Source organism: Nostoc commune NIES-4072, from assembly GCF_003113895.1.
Classification (GTDB): Bacteria; Cyanobacteriota; Cyanobacteriia; order Cyanobacteriales; family Nostocaceae; genus Nostoc; species Nostoc commune.
The window spans coordinates 1600772-1613651 of record NZ_BDUD01000001.1; the positions used below are offsets into that span (position 1 = coordinate 1600772).

Annotated in this window: 13 protein-coding genes and 2 riboswitches; of the genes, 4 read left to right on the forward strand and 9 right to left on the reverse strand. The window is 39.4% G+C overall.

All coding sequences use genetic code 11. From position 1 onward, the window contains the following. Nucleotides 1-643: 643 nt before the first annotated feature. From CDC33_RS07155 to CDC33_RS07165, 3 genes are read left to right on the forward strand one after another with little or no spacing between them, the layout of a single operon-like run. Complete coding sequence (locus tag CDC33_RS07155; RefSeq protein WP_100899164.1) at nt 644-856, forward strand: high light inducible protein; 213 nt, start codon at nt 644-646, stop codon at nt 854-856. Nucleotides 857-898: 42 nt separating this feature from the next. Next, nucleotides 899-1111: a high light inducible protein gene (locus tag CDC33_RS07160; protein WP_109007897.1), complete on the forward strand. Its 213-nt coding sequence runs from the start codon at nt 899-901 to the stop codon at nt 1109-1111. A 43-nt stretch (nt 1112-1154) separates the two neighbouring features. After that, nucleotides 1155-1367, forward strand: coding sequence for a high light inducible protein (locus CDC33_RS07165; protein ID WP_109007898.1), 213 nt, complete (start codon nt 1155-1157; stop codon nt 1365-1367). A 118-nt stretch (nt 1368-1485) separates the two neighbouring features. Here the strand turns inward: CDC33_RS07165 and CDC33_RS07170 are convergent, their stop codons facing one another. From CDC33_RS07170 to ntrB, 5 genes are all read right to left on the reverse strand, one after another. Next, the gene (locus CDC33_RS07170; RefSeq protein WP_109007899.1) at nt 1486-2823 is read right to left on the reverse strand and encodes an SLC13 family permease; all 1338 of its coding nucleotides are present in this window, start codon (nt 2821-2823) and stop codon (nt 1486-1488) included. Between the two features lie 113 nt (nt 2824-2936). Next, on the reverse strand, nt 2937-3557 hold the full coding sequence (locus CDC33_RS07175; RefSeq protein WP_109007900.1) for a universal stress protein: 621 nt from the start codon (nt 3555-3557) through the stop codon (nt 2937-2939). Nucleotides 3558-3725: 168 nt separating this feature from the next. Then, a riboswitch (cyclic di-AMP (ydaO/yuaA leader) is annotated at nt 3726-3911 on the reverse strand. Nucleotides 3912-3949: 38 nt separating this feature from the next. Next, nucleotides 3950-4786 carry an ABC transporter ATP-binding protein gene (locus tag CDC33_RS07180; RefSeq protein ID WP_109007901.1) on the reverse strand — a complete coding sequence of 279 codons (837 nt, stop codon included), beginning with the start codon at nt 4784-4786 and terminating at the stop codon, nt 3950-3952. Between the two features lie 54 nt (nt 4787-4840). Beyond that, nucleotides 4841-6283: an ABC transporter substrate-binding protein gene (locus CDC33_RS07185; protein ID WP_109007902.1), complete on the reverse strand. Its 1443-nt coding sequence runs from the start codon at nt 6281-6283 to the stop codon at nt 4841-4843. A gap of 87 nt (nt 6284-6370) precedes the next feature. After that, a complete protein-coding gene (ntrB, locus tag CDC33_RS07190; protein WP_181373920.1) occupies nt 6371-7222 on the reverse strand; it encodes a nitrate ABC transporter permease in 852 nt (283 codons plus the stop codon). A gap of 97 nt (nt 7223-7319) precedes the next feature. After that, nucleotides 7320-7555, reverse strand: a riboswitch (cyclic di-AMP (ydaO/yuaA leader). A gap of 418 nt (nt 7556-7973) precedes the next feature. Between ntrB and CDC33_RS07195 the strand changes: the two genes are divergently transcribed. Then, nucleotides 7974-9164: a sensor histidine kinase gene (locus tag CDC33_RS07195; protein ID WP_109007903.1), complete on the forward strand. Its 1191-nt coding sequence runs from the start codon at nt 7974-7976 to the stop codon at nt 9162-9164. A 58-nt stretch (nt 9165-9222) separates the two neighbouring features. Here CDC33_RS07195 and rnc read toward each other — a convergent pair whose 3' ends face one another. The 4 genes from rnc to CDC33_RS07215 form a co-directional block, all read right to left on the reverse strand. Beyond that, entirely contained in the window at nt 9223-9909 is a 687-nt protein-coding gene (gene rnc / locus CDC33_RS07200; protein WP_109007904.1) for a ribonuclease III, read from the reverse strand. A gap of 135 nt (nt 9910-10044) precedes the next feature. Then, nucleotides 10045-10845, reverse strand: coding sequence for an NYN domain-containing protein (locus tag CDC33_RS07205; RefSeq protein ID WP_109007905.1), 801 nt, complete (start codon nt 10843-10845; stop codon nt 10045-10047). A gap of 728 nt (nt 10846-11573) precedes the next feature. After that, nucleotides 11574-12182, reverse strand: a complete 609-nt coding sequence (locus CDC33_RS07210) for a hypothetical protein (RefSeq protein ID WP_109007906.1) — start codon at nt 12180-12182, stop codon at nt 11574-11576. 43 nt (nt 12183-12225) lie between these two features. After that, nucleotides 12226-12813, reverse strand: coding sequence for a Uma2 family endonuclease (locus CDC33_RS07215; RefSeq protein ID WP_109007907.1), 588 nt, complete (start codon nt 12811-12813; stop codon nt 12226-12228). Nucleotides 12814-12880 lie beyond the last annotated feature (67 nt).

Consider the following 12880-nt stretch of genomic DNA (forward strand, 5'->3'; position numbering starts at 1 on the left):
ACCTAACTCATTAGCTCAGAATCCTGGAATTTGGCTATTTAAAGCATCTCTCTAAAGATTGAAAAGTGTATCCAACGAAAGATATAACTTTTATTATCCTTCGGTGATAATCTTAATCAAATTACCACCTAATCTTAATTATGTATACCTAATTTTTACTTTTTAATTGCTTATTTGTAGCGATTGATTCTATTTCGATTATATTTACTTTATAACGTCTTTACATTTGTTTACATATCTGTTTTTAGTCACCCTCTCAAGGTGGATTTGTCAAAAAAAATACGTTTATGATAATCGTCCAGAAGAAGTGCCTGCGGTTTGTACCCACAGACAGAAATAAGTCTAGTGATAAACAGCTACATTAAAGTTAACAAATGAAGCGTTGAGGATATAAAAATAAATGGCAACTCGTTATTCTAAAGATTTGCCACTATTTCCAATAGAATTGAATGGCAAATATCGCAATTAAATTCTGTTTATCTAGACTCCTCAAACCGAAAATCGGAACGATCATTTTGCAATAATTGGCTTTTTTGCCTATTTATTTTGGTATTTAGCAGGCTATGGCGTTGTTCGTGACGTTTTGCGCTTAGTTAGTTACTAGAACATCACTTGAAACATTACTAGATATCGGAGAAAAAAAATGGCAACTCAAGAAACTCGTCCTTCTACTGATTTACCACCTGTTGCAGCAGAATACAACGGCATAGATCGCAATGAATTTCTGTTTGGCTGGACACCACAAGCCGAAATTTGGAATGGTCGCTTTGCAGCAATTGGTTTTCTAGCCTATCTATTGTGGGATTTAGCAGGCTATAGCGTTGTTCGTGACGTTTTACGCATAGTTGGCTACTAGAACTTAAACACCGGAAACATTACTAGATATCGGAGAAAAAAAATGGCAACTCAAGGAACTCGTCCATCTACAGATTTACCACCTGTTGCAACAGAATACAACGGTCGCGATCGCAATGAATTTCTGTTTGGCTGGACACCCCAAGCCGAAATTTGGAATGGTCGCTTGGCAGCAATTGGTTTTCTAGCTTATTTATTGTGGGATTTAGCAGGCTATAGCGTTCTGCGTGACGTTTTACGCATAGTTGGCTACTAAAACATTTAACACCTGAAAAATTACTAGATATTGGAGAAAAAAAATGGCAACTCAAGAGACTCGTCCATCTACAGATTTACCACCTGTTGCAACAGAATACAACGGTCGCGATCGCAATGAATTTCTGTTTGGCTGGACACCCCAAGCCGAAATTTGGAATGGTCGCTTGGCAGCAATTGGATTCCTTGCATATTTACTTTGGGATTTAGCTGGCTATAGCGTCTTACGTGATGTTTTACACCTAATTGGATATTAGGAATAGCTCAGGATTGATAAATATCTGAGTATAAATAACAACATTACTCAGAAACCCGACTTCTCACTAAAAGTCGGGGATTTATCTCCTGAGCATTTCATATTTAATTTAGGTTTATTTAAAGCAAAAAGCGAACTAACACGTACAAAGCCGAAGCTACTAGTTGCAATACCATTACTGGAATACCGTAATGGAGAAAAGTTTTAAACGAAATACGCCGTCCATGCTGCTCAGAAATACCGGCGGCTACAATGTTAGATGATGCTCCTACTAGTGTGCCATTACCTCCTAAAGTTGCACCAAACATCATCGCATAAAATAGTGGTAATACTTCTGGCGGAAACTGTCCTTGAAAGTCTTGTGCTAAAACTTCTGCCGGTGCTAATCCGACAGTAACAATGTATTGTTTGAGTAAGGGCACCATCCCCACCACTAAAGGAATGTTGGGTACTAGACTAGATAATACCCCCACAGAAAATAATAAAACTAGGGAACCCAAAATAATATTTTTTCCTAAAATTGCTGCTAATACTCCTGATAAACCATTAATTACGCCAGTTTTTTCTAGCCCTCCAATTAGCACAAAAATACTCATAAAAAATATTAATGTACTCCAGTCTACATCCCGCAAAATGTTATTAACTGAATCTATTTTGCTATGGTGAGATAAAAGTAAAGCTAAAGCTGCTCCTAACAAAGCTGCGGCAGCAGGCGAGATGGGAACTGGTAGAGATTCTCCGATAACAAAAAATAGCAGTACGAAAAATACAATAACTGCACCAACGCTTAAAGCTCCTGAATGATTGATTTGTGGATGTGGCAATTCTTCAAGATTATCTAACTGTGTATTCCAGATTTTACGGAATAAAAATGGTAATGTTGCAATTACTATAATAATGGCAATTACTCCTCCTAAACTCAACTTCAATAAATAATCTGTAAAGCTGATATTCACAGCATCGCCAACAATAAATGTCGCTGGATCTCCAACTAAAGTCAGCAGTCCAGCACTATTAGCAACAAACACCATTAAAATCAACAACGGTACGAAATTTATCCCAACTTCCTGCGCCATTGGCGGAATTAAAGGTGCTAATAGCATTACTGTTGTGGCATTTGGTAAAACTGCACAGATGGGTGTCACAATAGCTACAATACCGAGTAATAGACGCTTGCCTTGTCCTTTTGCCAGAAGTACTATTTGAGTAGCTAAATAATCAAATATCTTAGTAGGTTCAAAAGCCCGTACTAATACCATAACTCCAAAGAATAAACCGAGGGTTCCATGACTTTCGCCGATGTAATCAACAGCTTCTTCTAAAGTCATGACGTTGGTAAAAACTAACAACAATGCTCCCAATAATGCCGCAATAGTAAGATGTACCCATTCTGTCATTACTAAAATAATGACGCTGATAAATGTAATCACACTGAGGATTGCTTGCCAGTTTTCCACACCTTACCTCTCGAAGTTTAATTTGTTGCATATTAGCGAAAAAAATCACCTAGTTATAGGTGACTTATCTATGATTACAATTGGATAAAAATTACTGAAATTCTTAACAGTGATTATTCATCAATACAATTGGGAATACCTAGAACAGCGCAGGGGAAATTAGAATTTAGTGCTTTAATCATCGGATGATTGACAGAGTTGCAACCGACGAATAGGATATCGGCAGCTTCTGATTCAACAACTTTCTTAAGTTCTGTAGAAATGCAACCAAACCGTAAATGAGATTTGAAGCAACCCTGCCATTCTTCAGCCAGACTTCGGGCTTGCCAGAGAATTATATCTGCTTGTTGCAAGGGAGTTACCACTGTCTGCAATTGGGGTTGAGTTAATACCTGCGTGGTAGACTGTGATATTTCACTGATTTGGCACTCAAATGGAGGCTGTTGTATTGGTAAGCTCAAGACATTTGGATACTGGTTGCTTTGATTTTGTTCTAGCACATAAACGGCTTGAACTGTAACTTCTGCATTAGTAGCTAAACGCGTTTGATGGGCAATCCAAAAGGCAATATCTAGTGCTGTATGACTGTTAGGGGATGCGTCATAAGCAACAATTAAATTAACTGCTTTTACTTGTTGAGGTTCTTTAGAAAAAGGTTTTTTTGGTTCTGGTAACAGTACCATTTGTTCAATTAAATTATCTCGTCCTGTGGCACTTTGCAGACGTGCTAACATTGGCTTAATTTGCACAGCTTTACTTCTCCCAATGAAATGAATTAACAATGAGAAGCAGGGCGATCAATTTAAGATTGTGGATTTTAGATTGAGTAACGATAACCAAAATTTCAAATCTTAAATCAATCAAGGAAACCCCAATAATAACTGTATTACAGCCAAAGTCTTGGGGGTTCCTTCCATTGCCTACGGAGTTAGCTGACGGGCTAAGACTGGAAGGTGTCTCTCTCTTAGGAGTGCTGAGTGCTAAGTTAAAGATTAATTATTCTTCACTTTTTACTCTCAAATTGCCGCTCTCTGCAAGATACGCCCCACAATATGGTTCCTCCGTTCCAAATTCAGCTTTCATGAATTTGAATTAGGCTACCCACTAAAAAAAATGATAATCTAGTTTACTCGTCTTGGGCAAAATATCGATCAAGGAAATTCAGAGCGTGATTGCGGAGTTCAAAATATTCTTTTGAGTTTCGCATGGCCGCGCGATCGCGTGGATGTTCAAAAGGAACTTCTAATATCTCTCCTATACTAGCAGCTGGGCCATTGGTCATCAAGACGATGCGATCGGACATATAAATTGCTTCATCTACATCGTGGGTAATCATCATTACTGCCTGACGATTATTTTCCCAAATATCCAATACCTGCCGTTGTAATTTGCCACGAGTTAGTGCATCTAGCGCCCCAAAAGGTTCATCCATCAGCAACATTTTCGGACGAATTGCTAAAGCTCTGGCAATACCTACTCGTTGTTTCATACCTCCAGAGATTTCATCAGGATATTTGTCAGCTGCCGCCGTCAAGTTTACCATTGCCAAGTGTTCATTTACAATGCTAATTTTCTCAGATCGATTAGCATTTTTTAGCACTTCATCTACAGCTAAACGGATATTCTCTCGCACGGTTAACCAAGGTAATAACGAATAGTTCTGAAATACCATCATCCGTTCGGCTCCTGGCTCACGAATTTCTTGTCCATCTAGCCTTACTGAGCCGGAAGTGGCTTTTTCTAAACCAGCTACTATCTTTAGTAGAGTCGATTTTCCACAACCAGAGTGACCAATTACAGATATATATTCATCTTCACTAATCGTTAGATTAACTCCATCTAAAACGACAAAATTATCTTTATCAGGTGTCGGATAAGACTTGACTAAATTTTCAATTTCTAAAAATCCAGGTCTAGGCAGAACTCCGGTCTGGGTATTAATAGGTAATGAGGTATATTCCATCATCAAAATGCTCCCGAAATAATTTAGTCATCAGTCAATATTTGAACTTGGCATTTAAGACATGAAAAAGTTAGTGGGAGCGTTAGCCCTGATGGCAAAACTATTCAGATAACCCACAGGATCGCTGGGGTCGAAGCCTTTCTTATCTATAAATACTTCTGGTGGTTCGACCTTGTAATCATCCTTGGGACACTGAATGCCCATTTCAGATGCTATCTCCCGATATAAATCTGTTCTCCAGCCAAGTTCTGCTAGTTTCTCGGCATTTTTGGGGAATTCCTTTATTTGTCCCCACCGTGCTGCTTGTGTCATCATCCAGATACTTCTGGATCTCCATAAGAATGTGGAGTGTTCTCCTGGCTGTTTGGGAAGGTTGTCAGGAATATCGAAGAAAATCGTGGTGTCAGCGGCTTTGATGGTGCGGTCTTTGCCGTCAAAGCCGCCATAGTTGTAATTGCCGATAATTCCCGGACTTGTAAATTTCGCAATTGGGGCATTTTTCTTTTTAGGTCTAGCACCTGTAAAGGAACGGTCTGTTATCAGTTCGGCTACTTCTTGGCGGTTTTCTGCTTTGCTGCAATACTGACAGGCTTCAATCATCGCCTTGACTAGAGAACGATAGGTTTTGGGATATTTGTCGATGAAAGATTCCATCACGCCCAAAAGTCGGTCTGGGTGTCCTAACCAGACTTCTTTACCTTGTGCGAAGGTAAAGCCGATGTTTTCGTTACCTGTTATTGCTCGCGTATTCCAAGGTTCTGCAACCATGTAAGCTTGCATTGCACCAATCCGCACGTTTGTTACCATTTGGGGTGGTGGAACAATAATCACGCGAAACTCTTTAAGCGGATCAACCCCTGCGGCGGCGGATAAGTAACGGATAAAGTATTCGTAAATGGAGGAACTTAATACTACTGCCCAAACTCTGTTTTCTGGCGGTTGGTTGTCAAAGTAACCTCGGAAATCGCGCCCAAAGGCTTCTAAAGCGCCATCGCCATATTTTTCTTGATACTCGTACCACGGACGCAGCCCAAAATCCCACATGGCTTTGTTCATTGTCATGGCGTTACCGTGACGGTGTATGGTCATGGCTGCACACAAAGGGGCGTGGCGTGCGCCTTCAGCACCAATTCTGGCATTAGTAACCGCACCAGATACTACGGGTGAAGCATCCAGACGACCAAAAATTAGACCGTCGCGGGAAGTAGCCCAACTGGCTTCGCGGTTGAGTGTAACGTTCAAACCATACTTGCGGAAGAAGCCTTTTTTCCAGGCGATCGCAAATGGCGCACAATCATTAACGGGAACGTAACCAACAGTAAGATCGGCTTTTTCCAGGTCGCCGCTTTGAACTACTGGTTGCACAGCTAAGGCTTCTTCTGTCAATCCTTTGGCTGATCTATCTCCTGAAATCCCACAGGAGGACAGCGCCATTCCCGCCGTTGTTGCTCCTATTCCCTTGATAATATCTCGTCGAGTCCAGTTAATATCACCCATTTTTGTAGTTCCATTGGTGATTGATTGCTCACGCTTCAGGCGCAGAGTCTTGTTAAATCTTGCTGTTTTGATAGCAGCCGAATTTTGTTAGTTGGAAGTTTTAGGGCGATGGGTTACTAATTCTTCGATTTTGCCCACGGCATAATCCAGAATTAACCCAGTTACACCAATTACCAACACAGCTAAAAAGACTGAACTCAGGTTTAAGCGGCTCCATTCATCCCAGACAAAGAAGCCGATACCGATACCACCTGTGAGCATTTCCACGGCAACGATTACCAGCCAAGCTATGCCTAAACTAATTCGTAAGCCTGTAAAAATATACGGCAAACTTGCAGGCCAAATGATTTTTGTAATCCGCCGCCAACGGGGCATTTCTAGGACTCGTGCCACATCTAAATAATCTTTGGGAACGCTAGAAACTCCTAAAGCGGTATTAATAATTGTCGGCCATAAAGAAGTAATAAAGATGACAAAAATGGCTGAAGGATCTGCTAAATTGAAAATTGCTAAGGCGATGGGTAGCCAAGCTAGAGGTGATACAGGTTTAAAAATTTGAATGATGGGATTGAGTGCTAGCATTGCCGGTCTGGACATGCCAATTAGAAACCCCAGAGGAATCGCTACTACTGCACCCAATAAAAAGCCTATTAACACCCGGCGCAGACTTGCAATCAACAGCCAACCAATTCCCAAGTTGCCCGGGCCTCGCTGGTAGAAGGGAAATCTGATGTAATCTAGATTAGCGATTAGCGCTTCTGGTGGAGTGGGCATCAATTCATGGTTTGCAAGTGCAACAATCCACCACAGCACAATTATTCCCAAGAACCCCAACACAGGTAGAAAGAAGACATCTTTAACGACGACAGGTTTTGCTTTTTTCCAAGCGGCTTGTCCAGCGATCGCAGCGATCGCTGCTAAATTTAATTGAAATATCATTTCCGACCTCAACAGATTTAAGTGCAGGTACAAAGAATCCGAGCAGTACCAGCCTTGGACACCGATGAGATCGGAACACTATAAAAATGCCGTCTCTTCAGTCTCCTCTCAATGCCTACGAAGTTAGCTGACGGGCTAGGGCTGAGAGATGCCCTTCACAAGAAAGAAAGTTATGAGTTATGAGTTATGAGTTATCAGTTAAATATTATTAATATTAGTAACTTCCAACTCCCCACTCTCAACCTCTCACTTTCTATGAGATACGCCCCACAATTTGGTTCCTCCGCTCCAGCGTTATGCACTGTGACACGCTGAATTAGGCTGACTTACTCTAATGGATACTAAAATTATGCATAATATAACATTGATGCTCAGTAAAAGCCATCTATCTTATAATAAATGTTGTTTATTTTAATACCTATTTTAAGTATTTACTTGTAACTAAATGTAAAAAATAAAACTACAATTTAGTTGTGTTGTGAATGAACTCCTTGCACAGACGGCTAAATAATATAGTCGAGCCAAGCATCAAAAATCTTACGTGCTTAATATTAATATTTTTTAATAAAAAATAGATTATACTAGGAAAATTTTATATACGCTTAGTCAATCAGCAAACAAAAGAGCATATATAATCTATTCCTTTTGGTAGGTGAACAAAATCGTTAAATTTGGTATAAGCTCCCTGCACTCGCTAAACTAATTGGATATGGAAGTTTGCTCATCTATCTCTTAGCTGATATTTAACATAATGGATTTTAGTCAAATACTGGCTGAAAAAACGGATACCATCATCGATAAATGGGTTGCAGCAGTTCGCAAGGATAGACGGATTGAAAGTGCTGATGACCTATCTTACACAGCAGTAAAGGATCACATCCCTGATGTTTTGAAAGCAATGGTGACAGTGCTTTCAAAATCTCAGGATAATGATATTCAGTCAATAGTTACTGCCAGTTTTCAGCATGGAGCGATTCGAGCGGAACAAGGCTTTGACCCAGCAGAAATTGCCAGAGAATATCATTTGCTGCGAACAGTAATATTTGATGCTCTACAACCAGATTTATTAGGGGGAACAGCTGTAGAGATAATTCGTTCCATGCGTTTGATTGACGCTATCATAGACGAAGCGATCGCTCGGTGTTTCAAGAGTTATGTTGAGGAGCGGTTCCGAGAATTACAGCAGTTGCATTTATCACTAACACTTCATAATGATGAACTCACGCGCTTAATGAGTGCTAATCAAGAGTATCTTTCGCAGCTAGCCCACGAATTAAAACATCCCCTAACTTCCATTATTGGTTACTCGGATCTGTTTTTACGCCAACAACGACGAAAGACTGAGATAAAAGACACTTCTGCCAATCTCGAACATATTGAGCGGGTACTACGCAATGGCAGACAATTACTCCATCTCATCAACGATGTATTAGAACTTTCGCGGTATGACGCAGGGCAGATAAAACTCCACCTAGCACCCACCGATGTGCGTGAATTAATCAATAATGTCTGTGAAATGTTGGAACCTTTAGCTGCTGGGAAAAATTTAAAAGTCGTAGTCGATTGCGATCACGCTCCTAAAAAAATAATTACAGATCCTTTTCAATGTCAACAAATTTTTACAAATCTTATTAGTAATGCGATTCGCTATACAGAGTCAGGAACTATTATTATAATGTGTCAGGTGTTGGAGAATCAGAAATGGGCGATCGCGGTTTCTGACACTGGAATTGGCATTGCACCAGAAAATCAAGCCCAGATATTTGAACCTTACTTTCGCGTCAGTTTTAGCGATCGTCCCTATCTCCCTGATAGTACAGGATTAGGATTAGCGATCGTATCTCGTTTAGTAAAACTACTCGAAGGTGAAATTAAGCTAGTCTCTGAGGTAGGCGTTGGTTCTACCTTCACCGTAATTTTGCCATTACAAATAGAGAGTTGATTTCGCGCCAAGACGTAAAATTCTTCTTTGCGCCTTTGCGTGAAATCAAAAAACATTATTACAACAATCCTTGTTTTTTCAACTTATCTAGCGCATCCTCAGCAGCAGCTTTTTCTGCGTCTTTTTTATTGCGTCCCTTACCTTCGCCGTAAAATTTTCCATCTACCAATACTTTTGCGATGAATTCTGGCGCGTGAGAAGGGCCTCCTATTTGTTCTGTAAAGTATTTGGGGGGATTTGGAGTAACGTTGCGTTGTACCCATTCTTGAAAGCGATTTTTTGAGTCTACATTAGAACGAGACACAACTATATGCTTAGGATCTACAGAATCAAATAACGGTTCTATAATTGCGCGAACTGCTTCAATATTGGAATCATTATCTAAATAGTAAGCACCAAGTACAGCTTCAAAGGTGCTACTGAGCAAATTAGGATTTTGGAAGCCTCCGTCTCGAATTGCGCCTTTTCCTAACCGCATTCTAAAGTCTAAACCTACCTCCTCGGCGAACTTTGCTAATTGTTTCTCATCTACCAGCGCCGAACGCCGCCGGGTTAATTCATCTTCTCCCATTTCTGGGTGACACTTATATAGATACTCGCCACTTAAGAAATTCAGCAAAGCATCACCGAGGAATTCTAAGCGCTCATTATGTTCGCCTTCTCCTGGATTTTCATGGACATAAGAACGATGCGTAAGCGCTTGTCGCAGAAGTTTTTCATTATGAAATATTAGAATTTTATGCATTTTTCTCTTGTGTTTTGTTGCGTAAATTGACTGTTGGAAACTTTACGAATGCTATTGTCTTCAGACATAAAAAAACCGCATATAGCGGTGTTACTAAAACCCAGCTTTGACTCAACTGGGTTTTTAAAAGCTTTTTTAAGCAGCTAATTTCTTTAACTCAACTAAAAACAATTCCTGACCTTGCTTTTGAACTTTACCCTCCTTTACGGCAACGTCAATAAACTGGCTAAAACTCTTAAATTTATTGCCATCATCTGTAGAAATAGATAAGTATCCTTGATAGTTAGCACAACGTTGACGCATCAATCTATCAATACGACCAAATACGGTAAGCTTATCTTGGCTTAAGGCAGTTTTGATAGCTTCAATTAGATACTCTATAGCCTCATTGTAATTAATTCGAGACACAAGATCCGTGTTTGGCGGTTGAGTCTTATTCCTATTGCCAACTAGCTGAGGTAATTCATCTACAAAGTGGAAGTTATCATTACCAACGAGTTTAATCAAATTTGGACTGGCGCTACCTCTTTGAGCAAAAATTATCACCTTTTTACCCAAAGATTTTAGAATACAAATTAAGCCAGCATAGTCCCAGTCTCCTGAAAATAAGATAATTGTTTTTAGAGAAGGATTAAAGGCAACTGCTTGAACACAGTTAGCGATCAATCGATAGTCTGCACTATTATTTGAATGCTCAGGAACATCAACACACTTCATACCAATAAGTTCTAGCTCATTTTTGATACAAACTTGGTTTATGTAGTGTGAATTATAGTAGACATTTTTGCAGTCTATACGCCCCTTGGATTGGGCAAATTCCAGCAAAAAATGACCCTTTCCTTTAATTGAAGAGACGTTCTGAATATCGGCAAAAATACCGACAGAATTTTTCTGCTGGCTTGTTTGTCTATTGGAAGATTGATTAGCGTGTGGCATTGTAATATATCCAGTATTCTTTGGTGAACTGGACAGCTTCAACAAATCACACATTTAGCAGTAGCAGAGGTTGATACAAGGAATTTATACTCAAAAAGCACTTCCATGCAATAAAGCTCTCTACCGTCGCTTTCGTTTGGTTCAAGTCTCAGCCTTAGAATTCCTGGCTTCCTACCAAGTTTCGCGTCATCCTTTCCCCTGAATATTCATCCAAACATCTTGTCTTCCCGTTGAAAGTCTAGTCAATCATTTGACTTGACATTGGGCTAAATAATCAGCCGAAGAGATGACACGAAGCTCGGCAGTAAACTAGGAATTCTGCTGCTGAGACCACTACCAAAAACTTGCGTTTTAGAGTGGGGTTGTTTATTCTGTCTTACATACAGAATTGCATAGCTACTACTTCGTGTCAATATAGTTACTTATGAAGATTTCGTAAAAGCATAGACGCGTAGCGCTTATTCCCGGATTTCTCACAAAGGTTTAAACGAGTAGCCCAAAACGCTTATGCCACTTAGACTTGAGATAAAATACGCCGTTCACATATTGTTGTGATTCGTGCAGTGTCTAAAACGCTCAAAATCTAAGCCTGATAAAGGTTTGGTAATAGCGATCGCACCGCTTGTGAGAAATGCGGGTTATTGTAAAACATCGTCTCTTATCCATCAACTTTAATAATCATTTATGGTATTCTTTCACAACCACTATTTTTTTAGTTAATAAATAATCTACGGTTTGCTTTGAGCGATCGCACCATACAAAATACCTAAAATTTTCTTAATATCCTTAATATAATATTCACTCAAATCAATCGAAACTACATTACCTTCAAGTTTCATAAATTGCCAGATAGTACCGATAGTAACAGCACCATATATAGCTTTAATTTGGTTTCCACCTCTCTCGTTAAATAACTGAGCCGCTACCATTTCGGCAATACATTGAGCTAAACCAGACCTCAAATTCTCATTTTTACTTTCTACTAAGACAATCACCGGACTACGTACAAGCAACTGCTCTGAAGAAAGACTCAAAATAAAATCACAAAAGCCGTTTAATCCTCGCTGGCTATCAACAGTAAAGTCAACTCCCGAAAAAAAGCTTATTTCATAATTAAACTTGCGTCTAATTTCTAATAAAATTGGACTTATTATCATTTCACTTCGAGCTTTTTCTGAACTTATCGCTACTGCTAAATCAACATTTTCTTTAAGAATAGTAGATAATAAATCACTACACTCTTGCTCCTGCACATTTGCGAATAGTCCAGATGATTCGTGGATAACTAACCCAAAATAATCAATAACTTCAATAAGTTTAAAATCACTATAAGCCATAAAACTTACTCCTTTGTCTTATGACTTAATCCTATAACAAAGTTTAAAAATTCAGCTTTGGCGGAAACACCCTAGCTAAATCAAGAGACAAATTAGGGAAGCAGGGAAAATTTATTACCTCATTTGACAAGAAAATTCGCTTATTTGAATAACCATATCTGCCTTGGTTATCTTGATATGGTTCACTATAAGCTTCCAAATAATTATCGAATAAATTGAATATCCAATAATCAGTAATACCCGCTTTAGCATAGAGAGGTATTTTCACATCTTGGTCATAAGCTAAAGAAGAATCTGAAACTTCCATCACCAATAAAACATCAGCAGGTTTAGGGTGAGCCGACAGATAATCATCAGCACGGTTTTGAACAATCGCAAAATCAGGCTCAGGTTCGCTATTAGGTGGCAAAGTAATCGGCGCTTGTGATTGCAAAGTAGCCTTGTCTCCCAGTATTTTGGGGAGTTCCTTCCACAGTTTTCTTAAACAAGTTTCATGGGCTGTACCTTTGGATGCCATTTCAATAATTTCCCCGTTGATTAATTCAATGTGGTCATCTTCATGGAAAAAGCCCAATTCTCCAAGCCTGTGGTATTCATCCAGTGTGAAGCGTTTAGCCTGAGCAATACTCATAACCTTACCTTTCTCTCATTGCCATAATCCCTATTCTAAATGTGTCAGAAATTGGTATGCTAAAAGC

What these genes read in the sequence shown, in the direction of transcription:
- CDC33_RS07195 (WP_109007903.1), top strand. Translation starts at nt 7,974, where the DNA reads ATGGATTTTAGTCAAATACTGGCTGAAAAAACGGATACCATCATCGAT.
- ntrB (WP_181373920.1), bottom strand. Translation starts at nt 7,222, where the DNA reads ATGATATTTCAATTAAATTTAGCAGCGATCGCTGCGATCGCTGGACAA.
- CDC33_RS07210 (WP_109007906.1), bottom strand. Translation starts at nt 12,182, where the DNA reads ATGGCTTATAGTGATTTTAAACTTATTGAAGTTATTGATTATTTTGGG.
- CDC33_RS07180 (WP_109007901.1), bottom strand. Translation starts at nt 4,786, where the DNA reads ATGGAATATACCTCATTACCTATTAATACCCAGACCGGAGTTCTGCCT.
- CDC33_RS07215 (WP_109007907.1), bottom strand. Translation starts at nt 12,813, where the DNA reads ATGAGTATTGCTCAGGCTAAACGCTTCACACTGGATGAATACCACAGG.
- CDC33_RS07160 (WP_109007897.1), top strand. Translation starts at nt 899, where the DNA reads ATGGCAACTCAAGGAACTCGTCCATCTACAGATTTACCACCTGTTGCA.
- CDC33_RS07175 (WP_109007900.1), bottom strand. Translation starts at nt 3,557, where the DNA reads ATGTTAGCACGTCTGCAAAGTGCCACAGGACGAGATAATTTAATTGAA.
- CDC33_RS07205 (WP_109007905.1), bottom strand. Translation starts at nt 10,845, where the DNA reads ATGCCACACGCTAATCAATCTTCCAATAGACAAACAAGCCAGCAGAAA.
- CDC33_RS07185 (WP_109007902.1), bottom strand. Translation starts at nt 6,283, where the DNA reads ATGGGTGATATTAACTGGACTCGACGAGATATTATCAAGGGAATAGGA.
- CDC33_RS07155 (WP_100899164.1), top strand. Translation starts at nt 644, where the DNA reads ATGGCAACTCAAGAAACTCGTCCTTCTACTGATTTACCACCTGTTGCA.
- CDC33_RS07165 (WP_109007898.1), top strand. Translation starts at nt 1,155, where the DNA reads ATGGCAACTCAAGAGACTCGTCCATCTACAGATTTACCACCTGTTGCA.
- rnc (WP_109007904.1), bottom strand. Translation starts at nt 9,909, where the DNA reads ATGCATAAAATTCTAATATTTCATAATGAAAAACTTCTGCGACAAGCG.